The organism is Pseudoalteromonas sp. CST2 (assembly GCF_028599385.1).
GTDB lineage: Bacteria > Pseudomonadota > Gammaproteobacteria > Enterobacterales > Alteromonadaceae > Pseudoalteromonas > Pseudoalteromonas atlantica.
The window spans coordinates 1-25,637 of the sequence record NZ_JAQREO010000025.1 but is presented as its reverse complement, the minus strand read 5'-3'; the positions used below and the strand labels follow the sequence as shown (position 1 = coordinate 25,637).

General features: G+C 40.7%; 20 protein-coding genes and 1 rRNA gene. 12 read left to right on the top strand and 9 right to left on the bottom strand.

Annotation, left to right across the window (positions count from 1 at the left end):
• Window positions 1-12: 12 nt before the first annotated feature.
• Window positions 13-127: ribosomal RNA gene (gene rrf / locus PSH41_RS19730) — 5S ribosomal RNA — on the top strand.
• Between the two features lie 420 nt (window positions 128-547).
• Here rrf and recG read toward each other — a convergent pair.
• From recG to asnC, 3 genes are read right to left on the bottom strand one after another with little or no spacing between them, the layout of a single operon-like run.
• Window positions 548-2,629 carry an ATP-dependent DNA helicase RecG gene (gene recG, locus PSH41_RS19725; protein ID WP_248463401.1) on the bottom strand — a complete coding sequence of 694 codons (2,082 nt, stop codon included), beginning with the start codon at window positions 2,627-2,629 and terminating at the stop codon, window positions 548-550.
• Between the two features lie 60 nt (window positions 2,630-2,689).
• Window positions 2,690-3,376 (bottom strand): tRNA (guanosine(18)-2'-O)-methyltransferase TrmH, encoded by a 687-nt coding sequence (trmH, locus tag PSH41_RS19720; protein WP_024032415.1) that lies wholly within the window; start codon window positions 3,374-3,376, stop codon window positions 2,690-2,692.
• A gap of 40 nt (window positions 3,377-3,416) precedes the next feature.
• Window positions 3,417-3,875, bottom strand: a complete 459-nt coding sequence (gene asnC, locus PSH41_RS19715) for a transcriptional regulator AsnC (RefSeq protein ID WP_055255802.1) — start codon at window positions 3,873-3,875, stop codon at window positions 3,417-3,419.
• Window positions 3,876-4,071: 196 nt separating this feature from the next.
• On the opposite strand from asnC, the gene asnA reads away from it, so the two are divergent.
• Window positions 4,072-5,067 (top strand): aspartate--ammonia ligase, encoded by a 996-nt coding sequence (asnA, locus tag PSH41_RS19710; RefSeq protein ID WP_055255800.1) that lies wholly within the window; start codon window positions 4,072-4,074, stop codon window positions 5,065-5,067.
• Between the two features lie 24 nt (window positions 5,068-5,091).
• Here asnA and PSH41_RS19705 read toward each other — a convergent pair whose 3' ends face one another.
• The 5 genes from PSH41_RS19705 to gmk all read right to left on the bottom strand — a co-directional run bounded on the left by PSH41_RS19705 (window position 5,092) and on the right by gmk (window position 10,499).
• Window positions 5,092-6,699: a DUF342 domain-containing protein gene (locus tag PSH41_RS19705; RefSeq protein WP_273590030.1), complete on the bottom strand. Its 1,608-nt coding sequence runs from the start codon at window positions 6,697-6,699 to the stop codon at window positions 5,092-5,094.
• A 151-nt stretch (window positions 6,700-6,850) separates the two neighbouring features.
• Window positions 6,851-7,243: a RidA family protein gene (locus tag PSH41_RS19700; RefSeq protein ID WP_004588255.1), complete on the bottom strand. Its 393-nt coding sequence runs from the start codon at window positions 7,241-7,243 to the stop codon at window positions 6,851-6,853.
• A gap of 12 nt (window positions 7,244-7,255) precedes the next feature.
• A complete protein-coding gene (gene spoT / locus PSH41_RS19695; protein ID WP_004588254.1) occupies window positions 7,256-9,361 on the bottom strand; it encodes a bifunctional GTP diphosphokinase/guanosine-3',5'-bis pyrophosphate 3'-pyrophosphohydrolase in 2,106 nt (701 codons plus the stop codon).
• A 127-nt stretch (window positions 9,362-9,488) separates the two neighbouring features.
• The gene (gene rpoZ, locus PSH41_RS19690; RefSeq protein WP_004588253.1) at window positions 9,489-9,764 is read right to left on the bottom strand and encodes a DNA-directed RNA polymerase subunit omega; all 276 of its coding nucleotides are present in this window, start codon (window positions 9,762-9,764) and stop codon (window positions 9,489-9,491) included.
• A gap of 114 nt (window positions 9,765-9,878) precedes the next feature.
• The gene (gmk, locus tag PSH41_RS19685) at window positions 9,879-10,499 is read right to left on the bottom strand and encodes a guanylate kinase (protein ID WP_064384893.1); all 621 of its coding nucleotides are present in this window, start codon (window positions 10,497-10,499) and stop codon (window positions 9,879-9,881) included.
• A gap of 263 nt (window positions 10,500-10,762) precedes the next feature.
• Here gmk and PSH41_RS19680 point away from each other — a divergent pair, with 263 nt between their 5' ends.
• From PSH41_RS19680 to PSH41_RS19650, 7 genes are all read left to right on the top strand, one after another.
• A complete protein-coding gene (locus PSH41_RS19680; RefSeq protein WP_273590029.1) occupies window positions 10,763-13,231 on the top strand; it encodes a S8 family peptidase in 2,469 nt (822 codons plus the stop codon).
• 147 nt (window positions 13,232-13,378) lie between these two features.
• Entirely contained in the window at window positions 13,379-14,215 is an 837-nt protein-coding gene (locus PSH41_RS19675; protein WP_054983948.1) for a DUF6689 family protein, read from the top strand.
• A gap of 33 nt (window positions 14,216-14,248) precedes the next feature.
• Window positions 14,249-15,142 carry an FHA domain-containing protein gene (locus tag PSH41_RS19670; protein WP_273590028.1) on the top strand — a complete coding sequence of 298 codons (894 nt, stop codon included), beginning with the start codon at window positions 14,249-14,251 and terminating at the stop codon, window positions 15,140-15,142.
• Window positions 15,143-15,237: 95 nt separating this feature from the next.
• A complete protein-coding gene (locus tag PSH41_RS19665) occupies window positions 15,238-18,477 on the top strand; it encodes a serine/threonine-protein kinase (RefSeq protein WP_273590027.1) in 3,240 nt (1,079 codons plus the stop codon).
• Window positions 18,470-19,198 (top strand): sensor histidine kinase, encoded by a 729-nt coding sequence (locus PSH41_RS19660; RefSeq protein ID WP_273590026.1) that lies wholly within the window; start codon window positions 18,470-18,472, stop codon window positions 19,196-19,198. Before PSH41_RS19665 ends, PSH41_RS19660 begins: the two co-directional genes overlap by 8 nt.
• Window positions 19,195-19,833, top strand: a complete 639-nt coding sequence (locus PSH41_RS19655; RefSeq protein ID WP_024032425.1) for a response regulator transcription factor — start codon at window positions 19,195-19,197, stop codon at window positions 19,831-19,833. Before PSH41_RS19660 ends, PSH41_RS19655 begins: the two co-directional genes overlap by 4 nt.
• Before the next feature lie 101 nt (window positions 19,834-19,934).
• Window positions 19,935-22,397, top strand: a complete 2,463-nt coding sequence (locus PSH41_RS19650; RefSeq protein ID WP_273590025.1) for a S8 family serine peptidase — start codon at window positions 19,935-19,937, stop codon at window positions 22,395-22,397.
• 69 nt (window positions 22,398-22,466) lie between these two features.
• Here PSH41_RS19650 and PSH41_RS19645 read toward each other — a convergent pair whose 3' ends face one another.
• Window positions 22,467-23,327: a YicC/YloC family endoribonuclease gene (locus tag PSH41_RS19645; RefSeq protein ID WP_273590024.1), complete on the bottom strand. Its 861-nt coding sequence runs from the start codon at window positions 23,325-23,327 to the stop codon at window positions 22,467-22,469.
• 163 nt (window positions 23,328-23,490) lie between these two features.
• On the opposite strand from PSH41_RS19645, the gene rph reads away from it, so the two are divergent.
• From rph to PSH41_RS19630, 3 genes are read left to right on the top strand one after another with little or no spacing between them, the layout of a single operon-like run.
• Window positions 23,491-24,204, top strand: a complete 714-nt coding sequence (gene rph, locus PSH41_RS19640; protein WP_004588248.1) for a ribonuclease PH — start codon at window positions 23,491-23,493, stop codon at window positions 24,202-24,204.
• A gap of 12 nt (window positions 24,205-24,216) precedes the next feature.
• Window positions 24,217-24,861: an orotate phosphoribosyltransferase gene (gene pyrE / locus PSH41_RS19635; RefSeq protein ID WP_273590023.1), complete on the top strand. Its 645-nt coding sequence runs from the start codon at window positions 24,217-24,219 to the stop codon at window positions 24,859-24,861.
• Window positions 24,862-24,919: 58 nt separating this feature from the next.
• Window positions 24,920-25,303 carry a diacylglycerol kinase gene (locus tag PSH41_RS19630; RefSeq protein ID WP_004588246.1) on the top strand — a complete coding sequence of 128 codons (384 nt, stop codon included), beginning with the start codon at window positions 24,920-24,922 and terminating at the stop codon, window positions 25,301-25,303.
• The last annotated feature ends 334 nt before the right edge of the window (window positions 25,304-25,637 follow it).

Below are 25,637 nucleotides of genomic sequence, written 5' to 3'. Positions count from 1 at the left end.
GCACCTAATTTGCTTGGTAACCATAGCGTTTTGGACCCACCTGACCCCATGCCGAACTCAGTAGTGAAACGAAACAGCGCCGATGATAGTGTAGCATTTGCTATGTGAAAGTAGGACATTGCCAGGCCCCAAATACAAGAAAGCCCGACTCGAAAGAGCCGGGCTTTTTTACGTCTGCAGAAAAGTGAAATGCGGACAATTAATGCACACTCATCTACTTCTAGAATGTAGGTCGGGCGAGCGTAGCGACTCCCGACACAATGATAATGTCCCATTTGCTATGTGACTCTCTACCGCTGTGGGCACTACGACATCGCCAGGCTCCAAATACAAGAAAGCCCGACTCGAAAGAGCCGGGCTTTTTTACGTCTACAGAAAAGTAAAAATACATTCCAGATATTATTCGCACAGTCTCCTATTCGCACAGTCTCCACAACCGCCGTAGCGTGGGTTGAGTATCACGAAACCCGCGGATAAGGCTCGCCGCACATCTTTGTATGGTAAATATAGCGTTTCAGCAGTGAGCTTTACGAGTACTTTAGCGTAATTATGCTTGTGCGTAGTTAGATTTATTACCTAGCCAGCGATGAATTAAAGGGTCTATAAGGTCGGGGTTTTGCTTTAGCATTTGCTGCGCAATGGGCCTGACTTGATTTAGCGTGTGTTTATCTCGAGTAAGATCCGCTATTTTAAATTCTGCTAAGCCAGTTTGTTTAGTGCCGAGCACTTCACCTGGCCCACGTATTTCTAAATCTCGCTCTGCGATGACAAAGCCATCGTTACTGTCTCTTAATACACCTAAACGTTTTTGAGCGGTGTGAGAAAGAGGGGCGTGATATAACAGTACGCAATGCGAAGCGGTTGCTCCTCGTCCTACGCGCCCGCGTAATTGATGTAATTGTGCTAATCCTAAGCGTTCAGGATTTTCTATGATAATTAAACTGGCATTGGGTACGTCTACACCTACTTCTATTACTGTTGTTGCAACAAGTACATGAATATTGCCTGCTTTAAAGTCGCTCATGATCGCTTGTTTTTCAGCGGCTTTCATACGGCCATGAACGAGCCCGACATTAAGCTCTGGCAACGCCTCTTTTAATTGTAATGCGCTGTCTTCAGCTGCTTGGCATTGTAGGGCTTCTGATTCGTCAATGAGGGTACATACCCAATAAACCTGTCTGCCTTGTTCGTTACAGGCAAGCTTAACACGGTTTATTATATCGTCTCGGCGTGTATCAGGAATGGCAACAGTGGTTATAGGTGTGCGCCCAGGTGGTAACTCATCTATCACTGAGGTTTCTAAATCGGCATAGGCCGTCATAGCTAATGTACGCGGAATGGGGGTTGCGGTCATGACTAACTGATGAGGGTAACAATTACCAAATTTGCCTTTTTCACGCAGTGAGAGGCGCTGATGAACACCAAAGCGATGTTGCTCATCTATGATAATCAATACTAAGTTATTAAATTTTACCTCGTCTTGAAATAGGGCGTGCGTTCCTACTATCATTTGCGCTTCCCCTGAGGCGATTTTTTCAAGTGTATTAGTACGCTCTTTTCCTTTAGTTTTACCGCCTAGCCAGGCAACGTTAATCCCAAGACTTTCAAACCATTGCTTGAAATTTATTCCGTGTTGTTCAGAAAGGATTTCTGTAGGTGCCATTAGGGCAACTTGAAAACCTTGCGCTATTGCTGTTAATGCACTTAAAGCTGCAACCAGTGTTTTACCTGAGCCTACATCACCTTGTACTAATCGCATCATGGGGTAGGCATGCTGTAAATCCCCTTTTATTTCGGCTACAACTCTATTTTGTGCATTAGTCGGCGCAAAAGGGAGTTGCGCTAAAAATTGGCTCTCTAATGTATTTGTAGGGCTTAGGGAAACTGCACTTACTTGCTGCCCTTGCTCGCGTACTTTTAATAAGCTTAAGTTTTGGGCAAGTAGCTCTTCAAATACTAAGCGTTGTTGTGCCGGATGCATGCCTTGTTCAAGCGAAATAATGTCAACATCATTCGCAGGGCGATGAAGTAGTAATAAAGCGTCACTTAATTGCATATGTGAGGGTTGCCATTTTTCAGGGATAAGCTCTTCAACAGAATACTTATGTAATAAATTGATGGCTTGTTCACTTAACGCTCTAATTGATAATTGTTTTAAGCCTTCGGTGGTTGAATACACGGGGGTTAGTGTTGCGGCGGTTGGTTGCTCGTTTGGGGTATCGCTAATGCTGTATTCTGGGTGGCTCATTTCAAAACCAACGCGCCCGCGTCTTACCTCACCAAAGCAACGGATTATTTTGCCACTGCTAAATGCGTTTTTTTGCGCTGCTGTAAAATTAAAAAACCGTAAAGTAAGCCTACCTGTACCATCGTTTATTTGCACCACTAACATACGCCGTTTACCAAAGGTCACTTGGCTTGTTTCTATTGTTGCCTCAACAGTGCAGTGGCTGTGTAAAGTAACATCGTTAATAGCATAAATACGGGTACGATCTTCATAGCGTAAAGGCAAATGAAAGAGCATATCTTGCACGGTAGCTATACCTAGCTTTTGTAGGCGTTCGGCCATTTTTGGGCCTACCCCTTTAAGTTCTGTTATAGGGTATTGGCTTAAGCTAGGTTTAGACAATGTAGGCTCAAATCTGTTTATTTGTGAATGAGTTAAGTGTACTCACAGGTTTGCTAAGCATCAAGCATGTTTTAAAGCTTGCCAAAACTGCTCGTTAGCGACTATTTCACCTTCTTCATCGAGTGGTGGGTAAGGTAGGTTTTTTAATCTACATTGTTTAGCAATAACTGGGTGATACCCTTCAAAATACATAGGGTGTTTAATCTCTTCACTTAGCATATCGCGCTTATATAGCCCTGCTTTTTCTCGTTGCTGCTGTGCTTCAAATAAAATAAGCGCAGCAGCTACTGATACATTAAGTGACTGCACCATGCCTTGCATAGGAATAATAATATTTTGATCGGCGTGTTTTAGCGCGCGCTCAGAAATTCCCGTTTTTTCTTGGCCAACGATTATAGCTGTGGGTTTTGTGTAATCGATTTCTCTAAAATCTACAGCATCTTCGCTCAAGTGTGTTGCTAATATTTGTACATCTGGGTTGTGCTTTCGCATCATTGCAGCAGCATCATCAATATTTTTATGCAAGTGTGTTTCTAGCCAGTTTTTACTGCCGCCAGAAGTATTATTGGTCAGCCATTTTTGGTTTTCTGGCCATACAGCATGCACATGATGGCAACCTACTGCATCAGCACTTCTTACAATAGCTGAGAGATTATGATGTTTATGTACGTCTTCTAGGCAGACTGTTAGGTCTGTTTGGCGACGTGAGAGCACGTCTTTTATTCGTTGGTAGCGATTTTGCTGCATGGTGATCCTCTTTTTTGATAATTATACGTAATTTTATCTATTAAGGCATTACTGTGCGGCTAATTGGATTTTGCAAAGAGATTAGGGTCTCGGTTGATTGAATAGCCTCTATAGCTTGTATTTTATTAATGAGCACGTCTTGCAGATGGTCGATAGACTTGGCCATTACCTTTATAAAAATGCTGTAGTTACCCGTGGTGTAATAAGCTTCAACTACCTCTTCTAATGCTTCTAGTTTAATGAGTGTTTCTGGGTAGTCGCGAGCGTTGTTTAAGTTAATACCGATAAAACAACATACATCGTAACCAAGTTGCTTTGTACTAATGCTTAATTGGGTGCCGGTAATGATGCCCGCTTGTTTCATTTTTTCTACGCGTACGTGAATTGTGCCGGCACTTACAGCAAACCGTTTAGCTAATTCTGCGTAGGCTGTACGGGCATTGGCCATTAGAGCGTGAAGTATATGTTTATCGAGATTATCGATTTGATAATTTTCCATTATTTTTGCTTACTTAAATTAGTGAATCTACATTTTTATACTGTGTAAATTAATCGATTTTACATATTAAAGCTATTTTTATTATGGGTTATTGAATTAAAAGTTTAAATCGTTACAGTAACCTCATTAAAGGCGCCTGCAGGGTGCTTTTTTATTAATAAGCAAGTAACAATAACTGGGAATGAGGCCAATTATTATGAGTTCACACTATGTGCAGCAACAGCAGCAAATAAGTAAAGTTAAGCAGTTTTTTTCACAGCAATTAGAGCAGCAACTAGGGTTAGTTGAAGTTCAGGCTCCTATTTTGGCCAAAGTAGGTGATGGCACACAAGATAACCTGAGCGGCCACGAGAATGCAGTTGCTGTTAACGTAAAAGCAATTACCGATAGCAGCTATGAAGTTGTTCATTCGCTTGCTAAATGGAAACGTAAAACGCTAGCGACTTATGGCTTTTCTGTAGGTGAAGGTATTTATACGCAAATGAAAGCGTTGCGCCCAGATGAAGACTCATTAAGCCCAATACATTCTGTTTATGTTGATCAATGGGATTGGGAGAAGGTAATTTGCCAACGTACTGAACGTACGCTCTCTACATTACAAGACACTGTTAAAGCCATTTACACTGGCATCAAGCAAACAGAGCAGTTTGTAAGTGAAAGCTTTGGTATAGCCCCATTCTTGCCCAATGAAATCACGTTTATACACAGTGAGCAATTACGCAAAATGTACCCTGAATTTAGCGCAAAGCAACGCGAAAAAGCCATTGCTCAAGAGTACGGTGCGGTATTTTTAATTGGTATTGGTGGTGCATTAGGTGATGGCAAAATCCATGATGTACGCGCTCCAGATTACGACGATTGGTCTACCCAAACGATTGACGGATACACAGGATTAAATGGCGATATTTTAGTGTGGAACCCTGTGTTAGAAGATGCCTTTGAAATATCATCTATGGGTATTCGTGTAAGCCCTGATGTATTAAAAGCGCAATTGAGCATAACAGGCGATGAAGAACGCCTAGCATTCGATTGGCATAAAGCGTTACTAGAAGAAGCTTTCCCACAAACAATTGGTGGCGGAATAGGGCAATCGCGCTTAGCAATGTTATTACTGCAAAAGCAGCATATTGGACAAGTCCAAGTAGGTGTATGGCCAAAGCAAACGCACGATACGGTAAGTGGCTTACTGTAAATTATAAAGGGCGCTAAATGCGCCCTAATGTGTTTTAAAGTTTATTTCTACTTTATTGTTTTGTAGGTTTATATTGCAAGGTGGGTAGTTGCGGGTAGTTTTTAATACTTTATCAAAAATATGGATCTCTACCCCTGAGTGTAATGATGTATTAACGACGAGATTTGCATCGCTTAGTAGGTCGTGGAGTTCATGATCTAGGGTAGATAACTTTTTCTCTAGCTGCTCAGCTTGTTGGCAATAATGCTGCTGTGTTGCGCCAATTTTTTTAATGAGCAGATTCTTCTTTTCTATATCTTTTACTTTATCTGCTTTTTCTAGTGCTGCTTGAAGGGTATCAAGCTGCTCATCGGTTTTTGCTAAATCTTTAAAGCAGTTATCTGTGTCGGCCGTTATTTCAGCGCCGGATGCGGCTAAATTGATAGCCATTTTTGCACCTGATTCATTACCTATTTCGCCAGCAATTAACACAGTTGCATCAAGAATCTCTCCACCAAAAATTTTCCCTTTGGGTAACTCTGTTTGGCCAACTTGTAATAAGTGTTTTGCTTTAATCGCACAATGGCTGGCTTGGCGGTCTATAAAAATGTTTTTGCCCTGCATATAACAGTATTGTGCGTGAGATACATGAACATCACCTTCACTTTTAATAGAGCACGACAAAGTTTTATCTTCGAGCTTTTGATGGCCAATAATGCCTTGCTTTACAGTGATGTTTCCGCCGGCTGATAATTCGCCAGATTCAACCGTGCCAAAAACAGTAATGTCGCCTTTTGCGGTGACTCGCATTCCTGGGTCAATGTTTTTAGTCACAATAACACTGCCTTCAAAATCAATATGGCCGCTTTTAACATCTACATCAGAGATGGTAAAAATATCATCAACTCGCATACCGTTAGGTATTTCTACGGGGACCCCCGCTGTTGTAGAAACAAGCTCGAGCGGATTTGTTTTTGATATTTCGGCGCCTTCGCCTGCCACTAACTTTTTATTTTCACCGGGTTTAGCCGGTAGTATGTCACCTACTACAGTGAATCCTTCTTTACCGGGAGTTGCAGGTTGCTGGCGGATTAGTACAGTGCCGGGCTCTACGCTTGCCAGTTTACCAAAGTCGCGCATATCAACACTGCCATCTTCCTTCATTTTTGGTGCTTTTAGGCGATCTTTGAGGGTTTCTACCATAGCTACAAATTTTGTTGCTGTGCCCTCTGCTGGTAGGCGGCCTTTGGCTAGAATCCCTTTTGCCACTGTTCCTGGGGGTAAGTTAAATTGTTTATCTAAAAGCTGCTCTAAAAAAGCTTGTTTGTAACCACGTACAACCCCTGCTTTTATGAGTTGTTTTTTGCCCTCTTCTAACGAAAGTACTTTACCACCATAAGCTAAGGTTAGCTCACCTATGGCTTGCATTTTATCTTCACTTAACGTTACCACAAGCGATGCATCGTGCTTACTTGCTACAACCAAGGTTGGCTCATTATTTTGCGCTTTAAAAAAATTATCAATAGCCTCGTGGTCAATTTTGCATTCGCAAAACGTCGACTTCTCGAGTGCATCAATTATAAAAGCGGCGCTAGGTGGAGCGTGCTTACTTACATCAAGTAATACGTTCCCATTATTGGCAAGCTTAAACACTAGTTAATCCTTTTCTACTACTTAAGTTAAGATTGATTTTATTGCATGATTACAGAGTGCTAGATATTTACATGTGAGTCAAGAAAGGGCGATAAACAAAGGCTAGCAGTAAAAAATAGAGCTATAAAGGGGGTTTATAGCTCTGTATTTATTAATTAGTTGAAGGAAGTTCCATAATGCCGTCAATTTCAACTTGTGCGCCTTTTGGAAGAGCACGTACACCTAGTGCTGCACGAGCAGGATAAGGCTGCTTGAAATATTGGCTCATTACTTCATTAACAGTGGCAAAGTTTGATAAGTCTGTTAGGTAGATATTAATTTTAACAAGATCTTGGATTTTACCGCCTGCTTCTTCACACACCGCTGTAATGTTTTTAAATACTTGATGTGTCTGCTCGCTAAAGTCTTCTGAAACCATTTCCATTGTTTCTGGGACAAGTGGAATTTGTCCAGATAAATAAACGGCAGTACCTACTTTAACCGCTTGGCTATAAGTGCCGATAGCAGCAGGTGCTTTTTCGGTAGAAATAAATGCTTTATTCATGAGTTTCCTATTTTACTTTTTACGATAGACTCTTTGTACATCAGGCATCACGCGAATGCGGCGCATAATATTAGCAACATGGACGCGGTTTTTAACGGTAACGCCCAAGTCTATCACATATAAATTACTTTCTTTTTCGTCGGTAGTGATCTCAACAATGTTGGCTTGGGTTGTAGCAACAACATTTGTGAGTTTAGCCAAAGCCCCTTGGTGATTAATTATTTCCACCCGTAGCGCAGCTATATATTCTTTTTCTGGATTGTCATCCCATTTTACAACCAGGTATTTTGAGCGTTCGTTTTCCCAGCCGCGAATATTTTTACATTCTTGGCGGTGAACGGTAAGCCCTTTACCTTGGCTAATATGTGCAGTGATGGCATCCCCTGGTACAGGTCGGCAACACTTAGAATAATTAACCAACATGCCTTCGGTACCAATAATGGTTGCTTTGGCTTGTTTGCTAATATCTGACAAGTCGTCGCTTTCTTCTTGCAATAAGCGTTTAGCGATTAACACGCTCATTAAGTTACCTGCGCCTATTTCTACCAGTAATTCTAATACTGTAGATAGTTCGTGCTCTTCGAGTACGCGGGCTATGTTTTCATCGGCAATGCTGTCGAGCTTATTTTCACCCAAGGCAGAATCGAGTAAGCGTCGGCCTAATAACAATGCTTCTTCTTGGTGTTGGCTCTTAAGGTAGTTTCTTATCCCTAAACGGGCTTTACCTGTAACTATAAAGTTTAACCACGTTGCATTAGGGTGTGCACCCGAGCTGGTAATAATTTCAACACTTTGCCCAGTATCTAAGGCTTTGCTTAGCGGGTAAGGTTTACGGTTTACCCTTGCACCTACACAAGTGTTACCTACATCAGTATGCACCGCGTAAGCAAAATCAACCGCGGTAGCGCCCATTGGCAACTCTACTATGCGGCCATCGGGGGTAAATACGTATATTTCTTCTGGGAACAGCTCGGTTTTAACGTTCTCGACAAATTCGAATGATGAGCCAGCACTTTGCTGAAGCTCCAGCAAACTTTGCATCCATTGACGCGCACGCTGTTGAGCTGTGTTACCCGCGCCATCACCGGCTTTTTTATACATCCAGTGTGCAGCAACCCCTTTATCGGCCATGTGATCCATGTCATGCGTACGCACTTGTATTTCTACCGGAATGCCGTGTGGGCCTACTAATGACGTATGCAAAGACTGATAACCATTTGTTTTAGGTACGGCAATGTAGTCTTTAAAACGCGTTTCGATAGGTTTATACAGGTTATGTGCAACACCTAACACGCGATAACAGGTATCCATTGCATCTACGTTTATTCTAAAGGCGTAAATATCCATTACCTCATTAAAAAGCAGCTCTTTATTTAGCATTTTTTTATAAATGCTATAGAGGTGTTTTTCGCGCCCAGAAACCGTCGCCTTAATACCAGATTCTTCAAGACGTGCTTCTATTTCGGTTTGAATGTTAGAAATAACTTCTTTGCGATTACCTCGCGCTTTTGCCACTTCAGATTTAAGTGCGCGATGACGCATAGGGTATAAAGCCTGAAAACCTAAATCTTCTAGCTCATTTTTAATATCGTGAATACCTAAACGGTTTGCAATAGGTGCGTAAATTTCAAGTGTTTCACGGGCAATACGACGTCGCTTATCAGGGCGCAGAGCACCTAATGTACGCATATTGTGAGTACGATCGGCCAGTTTAATTAAAATAACCCGAATGTCTTGGGTCATAGCCATGATCATTTTGCGGTAGTTTTCAGCTTGAAATTCTTTTTTGTCTTTAAAGCTGAGCTTATCGAGCTTACTTACCCCTTCAACAAGTTCGGCAACCGTATCGCCAAATATTTCGGCTAAGTCCTGTTGGCTAAAATCGGTATCTTCAATAACGTCATGCATTAGCGCGGCCATAAGTGTTTCATGGTCAAGGTGCATGCCAGCAAGAATTTGGGTTACTTCAACAGGGTGAGTAATGTAAGGCTCGCCGCTTGAGCGAGTTTGCCCCTCGTGAGCCTCTCGGGCTACCACGTAGGCTTTTTGCACTAGCTCTACTTCAGCAGCAGGCAAGTATTCAGATATTTTCTTTTTAAGACCTTCAAAAAGATACATTCACACTCCAATGTTCTCGTGAAGCAATAAGTAACGGTAAGTAATAGAATATACGATGAAAAGAGGGGATTGCCAACGGCTAGAGTAGAAATACTGAGCCGTTGACTAAATCAAACCGGGTGGTTGATTATTGATTACCGCCAACAATAGCAGCAACCGCAGCTAATTCAGCTGCTTCTTGGTGTTGTTGTTCTTCACGGTCAATAACGTCCATTGATGAACTATCAACTAAACCTTTTTCGATTTCACGTAGAGCGATAACGGTTGGTTTGTCATTTTCAGCGTCTACTAGTGGGTCTTTACCACCAACAGCAATTTGGCGGGCACGACGAGCCGCAACTAAAATTAAGTCAAAACGATTACCAATTGCATCTACTGCATCTTCAACTGTTACGCGAGCCATCTCAGCACTCCAAAATAATTTAAAAGCAAAGGCGTAGTTTACTGCAAGCAGCTTGTTTCGCCAATAGCCAGTGGTTAATTTTTACCAGTTTTCCCTGTAAAGGGCATAAATGGCTTATTTAAGTAAGTTTGTAATTAAATCGTGATGACGACTAGCTTGTGCTTTTAAGGTTAAGCGCTGCGCTAATACGATAGTTTCAATATTGCTAAGGGCGGTTTCAAAATCATCGTTAACCACAACATAATCATATTCATTGTAGTGCGATGTTTCTGATTGCGCTTTGGCCATACGCCCAGCGATGACCTCGGCAGAATCTTGGCCTCGGTTATTTAAGCGTTGCTCTAGCTCTGCTTTTGAAGGAGGCAAAATAAAAATTGTTTGCACGCTTGGCATAATTTCGCGCACTTGCTGCGCACCTTGCCAGTCAATATCTAAAAATACATCAATACCGGCATTCAGCTGCGACTCAATAGCCTGCTTTGAAGTACCGTAGTAATTATCGAATACTTGCGCCCATTCAAAAAAATCATCTTTGGCAATTAATGCTTTAAATTCATCGGCGCTTACAAAGTGATAATGCACCGCATTTTCTTCACCAGGACGAGGGCTTCGAGTGGTATGCGAGACCGATACTTTCATATCTGCGTGTTTTTTTAGTAACGCCGTGATTAAGCTAGATTTACCCGCACCAGAAGGCGCCGATAAAATAAATAAATTTCCGCGAGTTTGAGCCATGTTTTTCTCTACTTAAAATAAACAGGCTTGGATTAAATCAATAATCCAAGCCTTTAATTACGTTATTGTACTTTATTTAACACTTTTTACTCAACCATCTCTTATTAACAGCCCCCCCTGCTTGTATGTAGGGGTTTTCCCCTATGACTTATAGGGAGTGATCCTGATATGCAAGAAAGCGCTTTGCTTATTAAATGTACTTGTAAACAAAATATTAACCAAACAATGTTAAGCAAACATTCTTTTAAGTAGGTGGGTAAATTATGAAGTCATCAATTAAGAATATACTGGCTGGTCTTTCTCTTGCAGGATTTAGCCTTAACGCTGCAGCCGCAGCTGTTATAGGTAATCAACTAGAACAAAAACTACAAACAATGACTGCAGCAGACACTACCATGGTAGTGGTCAGTTATGATCAACTAGGCGCACTAAGTAATACTCAATTACAAAACTTATTAAGCTTAGGCTTGGTTGAAGGTGTGCAATTTAAGTCTTTGCCAATTATAGGCTTGTTGGCTACACCTTCACAAATATCTCAGTTAGTAAACGTGCCAGGTGTTCGTTCTGTTTATGCAAATAGATCACTTACTTATTTTAATAAAGAAGCACGCGAATTAACGGGTGTAGATAAGCTTCAATCAGATGATTTTGAAGCCCACAATGGAATCAAATTTACGGGCAAGGGTGTGACCGTAATAGTGAATGACTCGGGTATTGATGCCACATTAGATGACTTAGAGTATGGCTCTAAGGTTATTGAAAACGTACAGGGGGTTACACATGCACAAGCAATTTCGCTTACTGGAATAGATGGTATTTGGATAGAGGGCCAACCAAATACAGACCTAAATGTAGGACACGGCACTCATTGTGCTGGCACTGTAGCGGGTTGGGGCTCTCATTCTGATGGTGAATATAAAGGTGCGGCTCCAGGCGCTGACTTAATTGGCTATGGCTCTGGAGCTGGTTTGTCGATTTTAGATGCGTTGGGTGGTTATGACTATGCGATTAGTCATATTTGGGATTTCAATTCGCCAATTCGAGTAATGAGTAATTCATGGGGCTCAAGTGGTAAGTTTGATCCATTAGGACCAATTTCACTGGCTTCTTATAAGGCTTACAAGTTGGGTATGATTTCAGTATTTGCAGCTGGAAACTCAGGTTCGGGCGAAGATACACATAATCCGTATGCTCAAATCCCGTGGGGGATGTCGGTTGGCGCGAGTACTAAGCAAGCGGAGTTGATTGATTTTTCATCGAGAGGCAAAAATGGTGAAGTAGGCGACTTTACTATGCCAGACGGCAGTGAATGGACTTATAAAAATGAAGTAAGTATTGTCGCCCCTGGTGTTGATATTATCTCTACAAGAGCAAAAACGAATGTTGTATCTAATGGCGGAGCAGATGATATTGATGCCATGCCTGCTGAGCACCTTCCTTATTACACTATGATTTCGGGCACATCAATGGCTACGCCGCATGTGGCTGGTGTGATTGCACTTATGCTAGAAGCAAACCCAGAACTCACACCTTTAGAAGTGAAAAAAATCATCCAAGAAACGGCAACCAATATGCCAGGCTATGAAGCATGGGAGGTTGGTGCAGGGCATATAAATGCATATGCAGCTGTTGCAGGTGCATTAGGTTACGATAACCAAAATAGCGTAACAGTTAACAACTTAAGTGACTTTAATGCTAACGCCATTACATTGGCAGACGCTGATCCGCAGCCTTTTGAAGTCTTATACTCACCGGTTGGGGAGCCTGAAGTGCACAGGTTTAACGTAAATGCAGAGGATAGTTGGATAAATGTTTCTTCTGAGGTTTTTGCTACAACCACTAAGTTAAAGTTAGAAGCGCCAGATGGCACTATGTATATGGGTAACTTAACACTGCCAGTACTTGATACAACTATGCGGGTTTCTGCACCTGCGCAAGAAGGCGAATGGAAATTATCTGTATATGGAATGACATCGTTATCCGGCGTACAAGCAGACCCTACTGGATTAACTAACGGCCCAGGCGTACCTGAATTTATTAGTGGTGAAATTTCAATTTTAAAATCGGGTGGCTACGAAGGGCTAGACGATATTGAGGGGCATTCAGCGCAAAATGCAATTGAGTTTGCTGTCAGTGAGCGCTTAGTTGATAGCAGAAACAATCTTTTATATCGCCCAGATGCAAACCTTAAACGCAAAGAACTTGCTAAGTATCTTGTTATGGGTATGTCTGTTAGGCAGCATAGAGATATTTTAAACAATGAAAAAATGCCCCTTTCAGATGTAAACGGCCAATACACATCTTTCATTGAAGCTGTGACTGAGGTTGGTTCTGCGTTAAAAGATCGCACTCAAATCCAAGCACCAGTTATGCTCACAAGCGAAGGGACATTTTCACCTCAAGGTAATGTAACAAAAGAAGAGCTGGCCTATTCACTGGTTCAAGGACTTGGTTTAGAAGAGCAAGTGCGTGCCTTTACAGGTGATATCAAAATTGAATATAACTCAGAGCGTATTCCAGTATTAGATACAGACCAAGTTGCACCTGAGTTTAGAGGCTATGTTCAAGCTGCTATTGATATGTCACTGATTAACGTTACCTATCAAGTTGAGCAAGGACCTTATGATTTATCACCAACTGTTGTTGCTTACTTTAAACCTCAAAGCAAGGTTAAGCGTGGCGACTATGCGGTAATAATTTCTCGTTTATTCAACAATTACTTACGTAAATAATTACTAGTAACTTAAAAGCCAGTCATATATTTGTCTGGCTTTTATTTGTTGCAATAAATGCATGTATCATGCTATTTTTTAATTACAGGTGAAAAAATAGTAACCATTTTGTAGTTGGTTCATTGGTTGTGTTTTCTGGGGATCACTATGCTAAACATAAAAAAACTATTAATTGCTTCATATACCGGGTGTTTACTGTTTATGAGCTCGCAAGTAGAAGCTACAGATATAGTATCTGTTAATATACATGGTAATTCTGCTGAGGCTATTATTGAGCTACCTGGTGGAGTTTCTGCGGATATAACCTTAGAGTTTGAAAATGCGGTAGGGTTAACAGCACAAAATTTAGGTATCAGTGCTGAAGTAGTTGATATTACCTCTCAAGCGTTGTTACAGCGATTACCGAGCATTACCGATATAGCACCGTCAGCTGCTTTTCCTATGATGATAACAATAGAGCCGCAGTTAACGAGTGGCTTTTCTTTTTCTGGTTTGGCAACCGTTGATATACATACTCATAACTTAGAGTATACCGCGGGCACGCCGCTGCGCTTTTTTAAAGCGCCATTAAACGGTGAGTTTAAAGATATTACTATGACGATGGGAGCTGGCAGCTACAGAGCGCGTGGCTCTACCGGCCGTTTCTCTCAATTTATAATTGTTGCTGACTTACGTCCTCAAGTAACGGTGATAGACTCTAAATATAATGATTTGCAAACTGCTTTAAACAACTTTTCAGCAGATATTGACCCCGCTGTTTATTCAGCTTTATTACAAGATTTAGCAGATGTAAATCAGCTTATGTTGCTGCAAAATTACAGTGCTGCAAGCAACAAACTTAATACCTTTAATCGAAGAATAAGCGATAACAGTGGCGATAAAGTACCTAATGTATGGCGCTCTAGCAGAGATATAAGCAATGTGGCGGGGGAGCTCATGGCTTATGCGAACACCTTACGCTTTAGTCTACGTTTAGCTAATTAATGTCAACAAAAAGACTATTTAAAGAGTAAAACTATGCCTGCGCGAATTACGGTTTGTTATACCAACCAGCCAGCGGTTGAAAGTTTTTTATATGAGGAGAGCGACTATCGTATTGGTCGCTCTAAAGAATGTGAGCTAATACTTGAGCATCCTACCGTTTCGCGCCAACATGCGACCGTAGTTAACTTAAATCGTGTGTGGCAGCTTAATGATGAATCAAGTCGAAACGGCACTCGAGTTAATGGGCTGGCTATTTCTACCTCAACCTTAGAAGATGATGCCATAATATCTATTGGTAAATTAGATTGCTTATTTGAGTCTAAATCTACACAGCAAATCCAAGCTATTCAGAGCCACAATAATTGGCGGTTATCTGCGAGTAAGCCAGGCATAAAAAATATTACAGATAATTTAAAGCAAAACTTATTATCACAATTACAAAACCTGATTATGCTTACCGGTACGCAACGAGGGGGGGTGTTTTTAGGCAACACTTTACAAAGCCTAAGTGTGTGTATAACGCAGGGATTATCGAGCAAAGATTTTAAGCTTAATAATTTTGAAGGGAGCATTGGTGCAATATCGCAATGTTACTCAAAAGGTGAGCCTATTATTGCCATGGATATAACGCACCATCAACTTTTTAGTAGTCGACAAAGTATTGAGCTTAAAAAAATATCTGCTTTAGCGTGTATCCCCCTGACTTATGAAGGTTCAATTATTGGGGTTATTTACACCGACAGCAAAATGTCTGGAAAGGTGCTTACAGAGTTAGATCTTGAAATATTAACCAGCATAAGTTTGCAAATAGAGACCACAGTACAAGCTATTTTACTTCAACAGTCTATAGAGTTATTACAGTCGCAACTTATAAATTCCTCTTCTTTTGGCGGTAATGACTATAATTTATTTAAATTATGTCACTAAAAGAGTAACGCGATATCAACTCCGACGATCGTAATCAAAGTTCATTAAACGAAACACAACTTATATCGCCGCAAAGCGATTTACAATCAGGAAGTTTGTTAGTTGAGCGTTTTGAAATTGTCTCAGCCCAAGGGCGCGGGCAATATGGTTGTGTATATAAAGCACTTGATACACAACTGCAAACTTACGTTGCTATTAAGGTGCTTAATAGCGCACTTCACAACAGTGAGCAGGCAATTAGTTCATTTAAAAACGAGCTACTTTTAGTTAGGCAACTAAGTCACCCAAACATAATCCGTGTGCATGAATATTACTTCGATCAACAACTTCACTTTATAACAATGGATTGGATTGAGGGGCTTACATTAGAAGATAAAATCGCAGAAAAAAAACTCACCTCTCAAGTAATAATTGATATTGTTAAACAGCTTTTTGCTGGGTTAGCGTGCGCAGATGAAGTTGGTATAGTTCACAAAGATTTAAAGCCCGATAATATTTTAATTGATACTGAAGGCAAGGTTTACATTGCCGACTTTGGTTTAGCAGCTCTAAAAAATAACGATAACAGCCAAAGTATTATTGGCACGCCTTACTACGCGGCACCTGAGTATCTACTGCAAGGTAAAGTTAATAAAAGCACTGACTTGTACTCCCTCGGGGTAATTATTTATCAGCTTTGCTGCCATTCAATGCCTTTTAAGGGTAATAGTCTTGAATTAATCATTGATAGTAAGCTTTCAGGAAATATTAAATTTAACCCTTATCAGGCAAGATTAAAGTCATTAAAAGCTTTAGTGCTCAGTATGCTTGCTGCAAATACTCAGTCTCGGCCTGAAAGTGTAAGCCTCGCCTCACGCTTATTTGAGTCACTTATTAATAAAAATGCTAAGCGTAATACTCGCCCCGTAATGCTATTTGCAGCCGCTTTTGTATTTGTTGGGTTTATTTGGGTGCTAGCAACAGTTGAAAATACGGCAAACACAGATAAAGCAAACTATTCATCTATTGCTATTTTACCCACAGTCATGAATAGCGAAACGGAAAATGATGCGTTTACTGACTTTATACATTACAGATTGTCGCATGTGAGCAATTTAAGAGTTATCGATACTTCGCGTGTTACAAATTTGCTAAAGCAATTAGGTTTAAATCCGCCATTAGATAAAGCCAAAGTAGAGCTACTATCTGACTTACTTAAGGTGGATGCTTTAATTAGTCCTACAGTTATTCGCACAGGTGGTAACAATCAAGATGTTCAAATTAAACTAATAAAGGTCGATGGCTTCAATACAAATGAATCTCTATTATTAAACGCCCCGCTTGATGATAAAAAATGGAATAGCGTTGCAAGTCAGGCCGTAAAAAATTTAAAACAAGCCCTTAACCTAAAAGAGCAAGCCGGTAAATCACTGTTACTTAGCAGCCCTCCATCAAAAGCATTGTTTAATATAAAAAAGCAGATTGAGTTGGGTAATGTAGAAGTGGCAAAAACTAAGTTGCAATCGTTATTGGCTCAAAACCCTAGCTTAGCGCAAGGTTGGTTGGTATTAGGTGAGCTTTTGTTAGAAAATAATTTGATAATAGAGGCAGAACAGGCGTATTCAAAAGTGCTACAGCACGCGAAACCTCTAACTTACAGCGCTAAATTTGCTAGTGCGCGGCTTAATGATTTAGCAGGTAAAGTAGAGCTGGCTAAAAATGATTATTTAGAGCTCATAAAAGCATTCCCTTACAATATTGAATTAAAAATTGCCTTAGCAGAGTTTTACTTTTTTATAGAGCAGCATAGTAAGGCTGAGCAATTGTTGTTAGATGTTGTAAAGCTCGATCCATACCACCCTAATGCTTGGTTTATGCTTGGTCGCGCTGCTTTTTTACAAGGTGATTTAAATAAAGCAGTGGATGATTACTTTGTAAAGGCACTGGTTACAGCTAAAAAGTTAAAGAACCCACTAAAAGAGGGGGAAGCATTAAATGCATTTGGTGTTGTTTACGGTCAACAAGGAAATACCGAACTGGCGTTTGATTATTACTTACAAGCATTAACAGTACGTCAAAACATGGGAGACTCGGCAGGTGTAGCTACAACTATGACAAACTTAGCTTCTTTGTACCTTGCTGAGGCGCAGTATAAACAAGCTGAAGACTATTTAGAAAAAAGCTTAGATATATATACCCAGCTAGGCGATCAGCAAGGGCTTTCTAATTCTTATAATGAACTAGGTGTACTTGCTGAAGAACAGGCACTTTATCAAAAAGCGTTAAAGCATTATCAAGATGCGCTAACAATCAGAATAAACCTTAGTAACCAAATGCTACAGGCTGAGAGCATGAATAACATTGGCTTTATGTATTACATGTTACTCAATCATGAACATGCTTTAGTTTATTGGCAGCAGGCTGAGCAACTATTTCAACGTATTCAATTTCCAATAGGCATTATTCATGTGGAACAAAACTTAGCGCAAATTGAATTATCAAAAGGAAATTGGCGTAATGCTTTTCACCTTTTTAATAACACGCTTAAAGATGCTAGTGCGTTAAATAGTGTAGAAGAAACCATAGTTGCTAAAAGCTACTTAGCTAAGCTTGGCTTTTTACAAGGTGGTTTTAAACAGAGTTTTAGTGAGCTTGAAAGTGTTTATCAGCAAGCTGAAGCGCTTAATGACGTAAGAGCAATTGCCGAGTTTGGTTTATGGCTTGCGGATTGGTCAATGCAACTTGGCTTAAAAGAACACGCTATTAGCTATTTAGAAAAAGTGGAACTGGCTGTCGCGAATAACGGTAATGTTGAGTACCACAATAAACACGCCTTTTTATCTCGCTATATTAATGATCAACTTCACTTAAACAACTTACAAAGCCAAGCGCTAGTTGCACCTGATTTTGCTCATCAATCAGTGTATATACGTGAGCTTATTTATGCAGCCCGAGAACACCTACGCACCGGTAAAAAGGACATCAGTGCTTATTTAGCCAAGTTAAAAGCTGCAGATTACGAATTACAAAAGTACCAATACATTGACTATTTAGAGCTATTGGCCATACAGCAGTTTTTAAATAAGCAATGGCAAGCACTTCAAGCAACACTTAGAGAGGCAGAGCTATTACAAAGAAACATGGGAGGCTATTGGCGTAGTTTTCAATTTGACCGACTGCATGCACAACTTGCATTAGCAAATGAGGCCGACTCTTCGGCGTATACAGCTAAAGTAGATAAAAAAGTGGCAGATCTGCTCAATAATTTACCTAAAAACGCTGAACACACATTTTTATCAACCTTAAGTTATTTTGAATTAAATGACGGCTTTGGAGAACTTAGCGCGAATGACTAACGATAGTGATACGGATATTGCTTATTTTGTTGAGCAATTAAACCAAAAACAGCAGTTAATTACCCAGCAGCTCAATACAAATAATGAGCAAGTGCGTGGTTTGGCAAAGCGGGTGTGGCGTGTTCAAGAAAACGAACGTAAGCAAATAGCGCAAGAGCTACACGATGGCGTAGGGCAGTTATTAACAGCACTTATAAACCAATTACAACAAGTGCAAAATGACTCACCAACTAATGAGTTAACGCAAAGTATAGAGCTGGCTCGTCAAGCATTGTCAGACACACGTGTGATTTCTCGGTTAATGCGCCCTCGTATTTTAGATGACTTAGGATTAGTGCCCGCTCTTGAGTGGTTGGTAAGAGTTATGGGTGAGCCTTGTGAGGTTTTAGTAAAGCTCCATCATAAAATTGATGCGCCGCTCAAAGATGAGATTCAAACTTTAGCCTTTAGGGTTGTTCAAGAGGCGCTTACCAACGCGATAAAACATGCAGATGCTTCTTTAATCACAATTAATTTAATCGCTACTGAAAGCTTATTAATGATAAAAATAAAAGACGATGGTGTAGGAATTAAGGTGAGCCCGCAAAATTACAAAGAGGGCTTTGGGTTAGGTGCTATGCACGATAGGGTTGCAGCTTATGGCGGGCAATTAACTATAAATTCAGCCCCAGGTGAAGGCAGCGAAATAAAAGTTTTAGTAACAGGCAAGGAGGTTTTATGATCAGCGTTCTGGTGGCAGACGATCATACAATTTTACGCCAGGGGCTAGTAAGCTTACTTAGTAAAGATGAGAATATTTGTGTAGTGGCAGAAGCCGCTGATGGTATGCAGGCTGTTACTAAGGCACTAGCATTAAAGCCATGCGTTATTGTTATTGATATAAGCATGCCTGAACTAAACGGTATGGAGGCAGTTAAAAGGCTGCACGAACAACTCCCTGAATCTAAAGTATTGGTTTTGACCATGCACGAAGAACAAGAGTATGTAATTCATATGGTTCGTGCTGGTGCATCAGGCTACCTATTAAAAGATAGCGCCAGCGATGAGTTATTAGATGCCGTTAATGCACTCTCACAAGGTAAAACGTATTTTAGTCAGTACGCAGCTAATGTTTTAGCCTCTTTATCGTGCAAGCCAGCTGAGCAATGGCAAGACCCATATAAAAACCTTACCAGCAGAGAGAGAGAAGTTTTTCATTTAATAATTGAAGGTAAAACAACAAAAGACATAGCGCGCTCACTTGATATTAGCGTTAAAACGGCTGAAAACCATCGAGGAAAGGTGCTTGATAAGCTCAGTGTTGCTAATGCTGCAGAGCTTGTACGCTATGCAGCTAAAAATAACCTATTGCTATAAAACGGGTGTTTTAACTAATACACCCTAGGGGTTTTCCCGTATGTTTTAAACGTTAGTTGTTTGCCATTCTCAATGGGTCAAAACAATTAAGGTGTAAGCTTATGTTTAAAACAACACTAAAAACTAAAAAATTACTGATCGGACTTATGTGTGCGGGTATGTGCTTAGCGCCCTTGCACGTATCAGCAAAGTCATTAGGGCCGCAGCTGCAACAACTACTTACAAGTGCAACAGATCAAGATGCTTTTGAAGTAATCGTAACGTTTGAAGGTAAAGGAAAGCTAACAAGTGACCTAGTCAATGTTATTGAATCGGCGGGTGTGCTCGGAGGGATCGCCTTTAATAATCTACCAATTATGGGAATAAAAGCGACCAAGGCTCAAATTGATGCAATTTATGCCTCTGATAAGGTCCGCTCAGTTTGGTATAACTCACCGCTTACGCTTGAAAACGATGGCTCAACACAAATTACAGGTGTAGATAGGCTTCGTGAAGATTCATCACTACGTAACCAAGGCATGCCTTTTTCGGGCCGTGGTATTGGGGTAGTAGTTAACGACTCAGGTGTAGACGGCACTCACTCAGATATTAAATACCCAAACCATGTTATACAAAACGTATTGGCGCAAACCAATTTGCACTCTCTTTCTGAAATACTACCTATTACCTATCAAGAAAACACGGCAAATACAGATATTGCTGGTGGCCATGGTTCGCACGTAGCTGGCATTATTGGTGGTAATGGCGCCATGTCTAGTGGTAAGTATCAAGGGGTTGCGCCGGGAGCTAAAATTATTGGTTATGGCTCAGGAGCTGGTTTATTTATACTTGATACAATAGGGGGCTTTGATTACGCTTTAACTCACCAATACGATTACAATATTCGTGTGATCTCTAATTCATTTGGTAGTACTAGTGATACAGGCACCGACTTCAACCCAGATCACCCAACCAATGTGGCAACAAAGCAGCTTTCAGATAACGGTGTAATAGTGGTGTTCTCTGCAGGGAACTCAGGTAGCGGTGAATCGACGATTACTGGTAATTTTAAAAAAGCACCTTGGGTTATAACGGTTGCTGCAGGAGATAAAGATGGGCAGTTAGCCGATTTTAGTTCTCGCGGCGTTAAAGGTAAATCAGGCGTTGTAAGTGTAGATGGCGAAACGTTTACTTGGGAAGATCGCCCTACAATTACTGCACCAGGCGTTGATGTTATTTCTACACGTGCTTCTTTATCTAGTTTAAGTGCACTGAGCATTACAGATGATAGCGAAGTGATGGAAGCCAGTCACGTACCGTATTATACATCTATGAGTGGTACCTCGATGTCTGCCCCGCACATTTCAGGTGTTGTTGCATTAATGCTTGAAGCTAATCCAAATTTAACTTGGCGAGAAGTTAAAAGTATCTTGCAAAAAACAGCAACTAATATGCCTGGCAAAGAAGCGTGGGAAGTTGGCGCAGGTTATGTAAATGCTTACGCAGCAGTACAGTCGGTTGTAAACACACAGCTTGCATTTGGTGAAACGACTAAACTACAACGTGAATTTAATGCTTACGCGTTAACATCAATACAAGCAGACTATAGTGAATCAGTGCCCTTTAGCCCAGTGGGTGAAAACGACGGTATTTTAATTCCCGTAAATGTGAATGCTTCCATGGTAATGGTTAACGCTAATGTTGACGATAATACGGTTGGCTTATCACTCGTTAGTCCTTCAGGTAAAACGTATAGTTCAAGTATTGCATTACCCGTTTTAGGACAAAATATCGCAGTTACTGCTCCGGCTGAATTTGGTAATTGGACCTTAAAAGCGCATGGTATTGGGGGAGTGTCTGGTGTTGATGTAGACCCCGCTGGCCTTACAAATGGTTACGGGCTACCTAGTGAAATCACTGCAAATATTAAAATAGTTAAGACCGATGGGTATAAAGGCCTCAGAGATATTAGCGATCATCCTGCAAAGTCATTTATTGAATATGCCGTTAGTGAGCAGCTAGTTGATGCTAAAAGAACAGGTTTTCATCCGAATGACTATCTTTTACGCCAAGAGTTAGCTGACTTTCTTATGTTAGGAGGAGGAATTAGACAGTCGAACTTAGCTAAAAATAGTCAGTTCAATGATGTATCAAACGACTTTACTGCGGCTATTAATAGTGTGACTCAAAAAGGGGCTGCACTTAGAAATACAGAGCAAGATCAAGCAGCAGTTATGCAATCCGATGCAAGCTTATTTAGCCCTCTTGAGCCAGTTAGCCGAAATGAGCTCGCGTATTCATTAATGCAATCTTTGGCATTGGAGAATCAAGCTTTCAGCTTTGAAGGTGATATAACTGTAGTTTATGGTGAGCAACGAATAGCTTTAGCAGACCAAGAGGCAATCCCAAGTGAGCTAAAAGGTTATGTGCAACTTGCTTTAGACTTAGGGGTAATGAATGCTTATTACAATATTAGCCAAAATGCTTATGATTTAGAGCCCACGGTATCAGCATCGTTTAATGGTGATAAGTTAATTACACGAGCAGATTACGCGGTAGCAATCACAAGGCTTCACAAAAACTAACCCTCCGATGAAGTATTAAGCACCACTTTACCAACATGTATTGTGGTGCTTTTTTATATGGACTAATAGTTATTCAATATTCTGAATTTGCTCTCTCATCTGCTCAATAAGCACTTTTAGCTCCACAGCTGCATTAGTAATATCGCTATTAATAGACTTAGAGGCTAGGGTGTTTGCTTCGCGGTTAAACTCCTGCATCATAAAATCTAAACGGCGGCCACACGCGCCACCTTTATTAAGAATTTTTTTAGTTTCTTTTACGTGCGATTTTAAGCGGTCGAGTTCTTCGGCAACATCTTGCTTTTGCGCAAGGTAAATAAGCTCTTGTTCAAGGCGAGATTCGTCAATGTCGGTTTTTAAGTCTTCAAGCTTTTGATTAAGCTTTTCACGCTGCCACTTTGCTATTTCTGGTAAGTGACTTTCTACTACAGTAACTTGCTCAAGTATGGCATCAAGACGAGTGGCAATCATTTCTTCTAAATTTGCGCCTTCATCGCCACGGGCTGATTTAAAATCTTCAACTACTTGGTCAAAGCCCGCTATAAGTGCTTTATTAACGGTATCTAAATCGAGCTCCTGTGCTTCCATTACGCCAGGCCAGCGCAGTATATCAACTGGGTTAATGTCGCCACTGCTTTGTTGCTGCACCCATTTAGCACTATTTATTATTTGCTCAGCAAGTGACTCATTAATTGATAGCTCACCCACGTGTGCTGGATTTGCAACAAACTTTAAAAATACTTCAACTTTACCGCGTTGCAAATTTTTACGTAAACGCTCACGAATTACCGGCTCCATGCCACGAAATTGCTCTGGTGCGCGAATAAACGTTTCAAGGTAGCGCTGGTTTACTGAACGAATTTCCCAGGTGCCAGTGCCCCAATCGCCTTTAATTTCGCGACGCGCATAAGCAGTCATACTGTGGATCATGGATAAGTTCCTAAAATTTATTAATACAATATTGCGATGATTATACCGTAACACTGCTTAACCTCTAGAGAAAATTTATTACGCTGAATATTTTACAATCAGCATGGCATCTACCTGCACATGCACTTATAATGTCGCAAATTCAGAATTAAGGGGATCGTCAATGCGTCCAAGCGAAAGAACACCTAACCAAATTAGACCGGTATCATTTACACGTAATTACACATTACACGCTGAAGGCTCAGTACTTGTTGAGTTTGGTAATACCAAAGTACTTTGTACTGCTACGGTTGAAGCAGGTGTACCACGTTTTATGAAAGGCCAAGGTAAAGGTTGGATCAACGCTGAATACGGTATGCTACCGCGCTCAACGCATACGCGTAATGCTCGTGAAGCAGCACGTGGTAAACAAGGCGGTCGTACTATGGAAATTCAACGCTTAATTGCTCGCGCATTAAGAGCTGCAGTAGATTTAAAAGCGCTTGGCGAAAACACCATTACAATTGATTGTGATGTGATTCAAGCTGATGGCGGAACACGCACTGCATCTATCAGTGGTGCATGCGTTGCTTTAGTTGATGCACTTACTCACATGCGCGCTAAAGGAATGATCAACTCAAACCCACTTAAGCACATGATTGCTGCTATCTCGGTAGGTATTTATAAAGGCCAACCAATTAGTGATTTAGAGTACCTTGAAGATTCTGAAGCCGAAACCGATATGAACGTAATTTTAACTGAAACAGGTAAAATTATTGAAGTGCAAGGTACCGCAGAGGGCGAACCATTCTCGTTCGACGAATTAGATGAGCTACTTACACTGGCTAAACATTCAATCCGTGAAATTATTGACGTTCAAAAACAAGCGTTAGCATAAGCGAGTACCCCAATGAAAGATTATCAAAAAGAGTTTATTGAATTTGCTTTAGAAAAGCAGGTTTTAAAATTTGGCGAGTTTACCCTTAAATCAGGTCGTACAAGCCCATACTTTTTTAATGCTGGCCTTTTTAGCACAGGACGTGATTTAGCACGTTTGGGTCGTTTTTATGCATCAGCTCTTGAAGACGCCGCAATAGAATACGACGTTTTATTTGGCCCAGCTTATAAAGGTATTCCTATTGCAACCACTACCGCAGTAGCGCTGGCAGATCACCATGATAAAGATGTACCTTATTGCTTTAACCGTAAAGAGAAAAAAGCACATGGTGAGGGTGGTACATTAGTAGGTTCCGCATTAACGGGCAAAATTATGCTGGTGGATGATGTGATCACGGCAGGCACTGCAATTCGTGAATCAATGGAAATCATTGCCGATAACGGCGCAGACCTAAGTGGTGTACTAATAGCACTTGATCGCCAAGAAAAAGGCAAAGCTGAGCTTTCAGCTATTCAAGAGGTTGAGCGCGACTTTAATACCAAAGTGATCTCTATTGTAAAATTAGCTGATCTTATTAGCTACCTTGAGAGCCAAGGTACAATGGACGAGCATTTAGCATCAGTTAAAGCATACCGAGATCAATACGGTATTGCCTAACTAAAAAAAGCCTCGCAATTGCGGGGCTTTATTTTGACCACAGTAAATAGAGCTAATAATGAAAGATGTATTTAAACCTAACGGCCTTGGTATAAAGCGTATATTTAAAGCAACGTATTGTTCATACCTTGGTTTTAAAGCGGCCTTTATAGAAGAAGCGGCTTTTAGGCAAGAGTTGCTACTTAGCATTATTTTGCTACCCATTTCTTTTTGGCTAGCTTCATCGGTATTACATTGGGCATTGTTAGTAAGTACATTACTGATCATACTGATTGTGGAGTTACTTAATTCAGCAATAGAAGCGCTCACTGATCGCGTAAGTACAGAGCGCCATGTATTATCGGGGCGTGCGAAAGATATGGGATCTGCAGCGGTAACACTCTCATTAATGATCCTTACGATCGTGTGGGGTGCTAGTTTGTATATAAAGTTATTTCAGTGAACCCTCGATATAAACCAATTAATACACCTAAAATGTTAATAAAGTGCTAGTTATGTTGTGTTTTTAGCGCATTTAGCTCAAATACTCAGCGAACAGTCATTTATTTCAAGTTTTCTTCAAAAAAGGGTTGATCTGTTTTCGGATCTCCCTATAATGCGACCCCACTGAGACGGCAGAGCGCAACGCATAGCGAGGCACGAGCTACTCAGTGAGTCGAGTAAAACTTAGTTTTAAAAACTTTCAAGTTTAACAAAATTAAGTGTTGACAAAAAAATAGGAAAGCGTAAGATGCGCAGCCCTAGCGAGATAAAGTTTAACGCTTTAATCGCAACGT

Excerpts from the sequence above, each read along its gene's own strand:
- pyrE (WP_273590023.1), top strand. The coding sequence starts at position 24,217 with ATGAAAGATTATCAAAAAGAGTTTATTGAATTTGCTTTAGAAAAGCAG.
- spoT (WP_004588254.1), bottom strand. The coding sequence starts at position 9,361 with ATGTATCTTTTTGAAGGTCTTAAAAAGAAAATATCTGAATACTTGCCT.
- PSH41_RS19650 (WP_273590025.1), top strand. The coding sequence starts at position 19,935 with ATGTTTAAAACAACACTAAAAACTAAAAAATTACTGATCGGACTTATG.
- PSH41_RS19660 (WP_273590026.1), top strand. The coding sequence starts at position 18,470 with ATGACTAACGATAGTGATACGGATATTGCTTATTTTGTTGAGCAATTA.
- trmH (WP_024032415.1), bottom strand. The coding sequence starts at position 3,376 with ATGCAGCAAAATCGCTACCAACGAATAAAAGACGTGCTCTCACGTCGC.
- PSH41_RS19680 (WP_273590029.1), top strand. The coding sequence starts at position 10,763 with ATGAAGTCATCAATTAAGAATATACTGGCTGGTCTTTCTCTTGCAGGA.
- asnA (WP_055255800.1), top strand. The coding sequence starts at position 4,072 with ATGAGTTCACACTATGTGCAGCAACAGCAGCAAATAAGTAAAGTTAAG.
- PSH41_RS19670 (WP_273590028.1), top strand. The coding sequence starts at position 14,249 with ATGCCTGCGCGAATTACGGTTTGTTATACCAACCAGCCAGCGGTTGAA.
- PSH41_RS19645 (WP_273590024.1), bottom strand. The coding sequence starts at position 23,327 with ATGATCCACAGTATGACTGCTTATGCGCGTCGCGAAATTAAAGGCGAT.
- gmk (WP_064384893.1), bottom strand. The coding sequence starts at position 10,499 with ATGGCTCAAACTCGCGGAAATTTATTTATTTTATCGGCGCCTTCTGGT.
- PSH41_RS19655 (WP_024032425.1), top strand. The coding sequence starts at position 19,195 with ATGATCAGCGTTCTGGTGGCAGACGATCATACAATTTTACGCCAGGGG.
- PSH41_RS19675 (WP_054983948.1), top strand. The coding sequence starts at position 13,379 with ATGCTAAACATAAAAAAACTATTAATTGCTTCATATACCGGGTGTTTA.
- PSH41_RS19630 (WP_004588246.1), top strand. The coding sequence starts at position 24,920 with ATGAAAGATGTATTTAAACCTAACGGCCTTGGTATAAAGCGTATATTT.
- PSH41_RS19700 (WP_004588255.1), bottom strand. The coding sequence starts at position 7,243 with ATGAATAAAGCATTTATTTCTACCGAAAAAGCACCTGCTGCTATCGGC.
- asnC (WP_055255802.1), bottom strand. The coding sequence starts at position 3,875 with ATGGAAAATTATCAAATCGATAATCTCGATAAACATATACTTCACGCT.
- rph (WP_004588248.1), top strand. The coding sequence starts at position 23,491 with ATGCGTCCAAGCGAAAGAACACCTAACCAAATTAGACCGGTATCATTT.
- rpoZ (WP_004588253.1), bottom strand. The coding sequence starts at position 9,764 with ATGGCTCGCGTAACAGTTGAAGATGCAGTAGATGCAATTGGTAATCGT.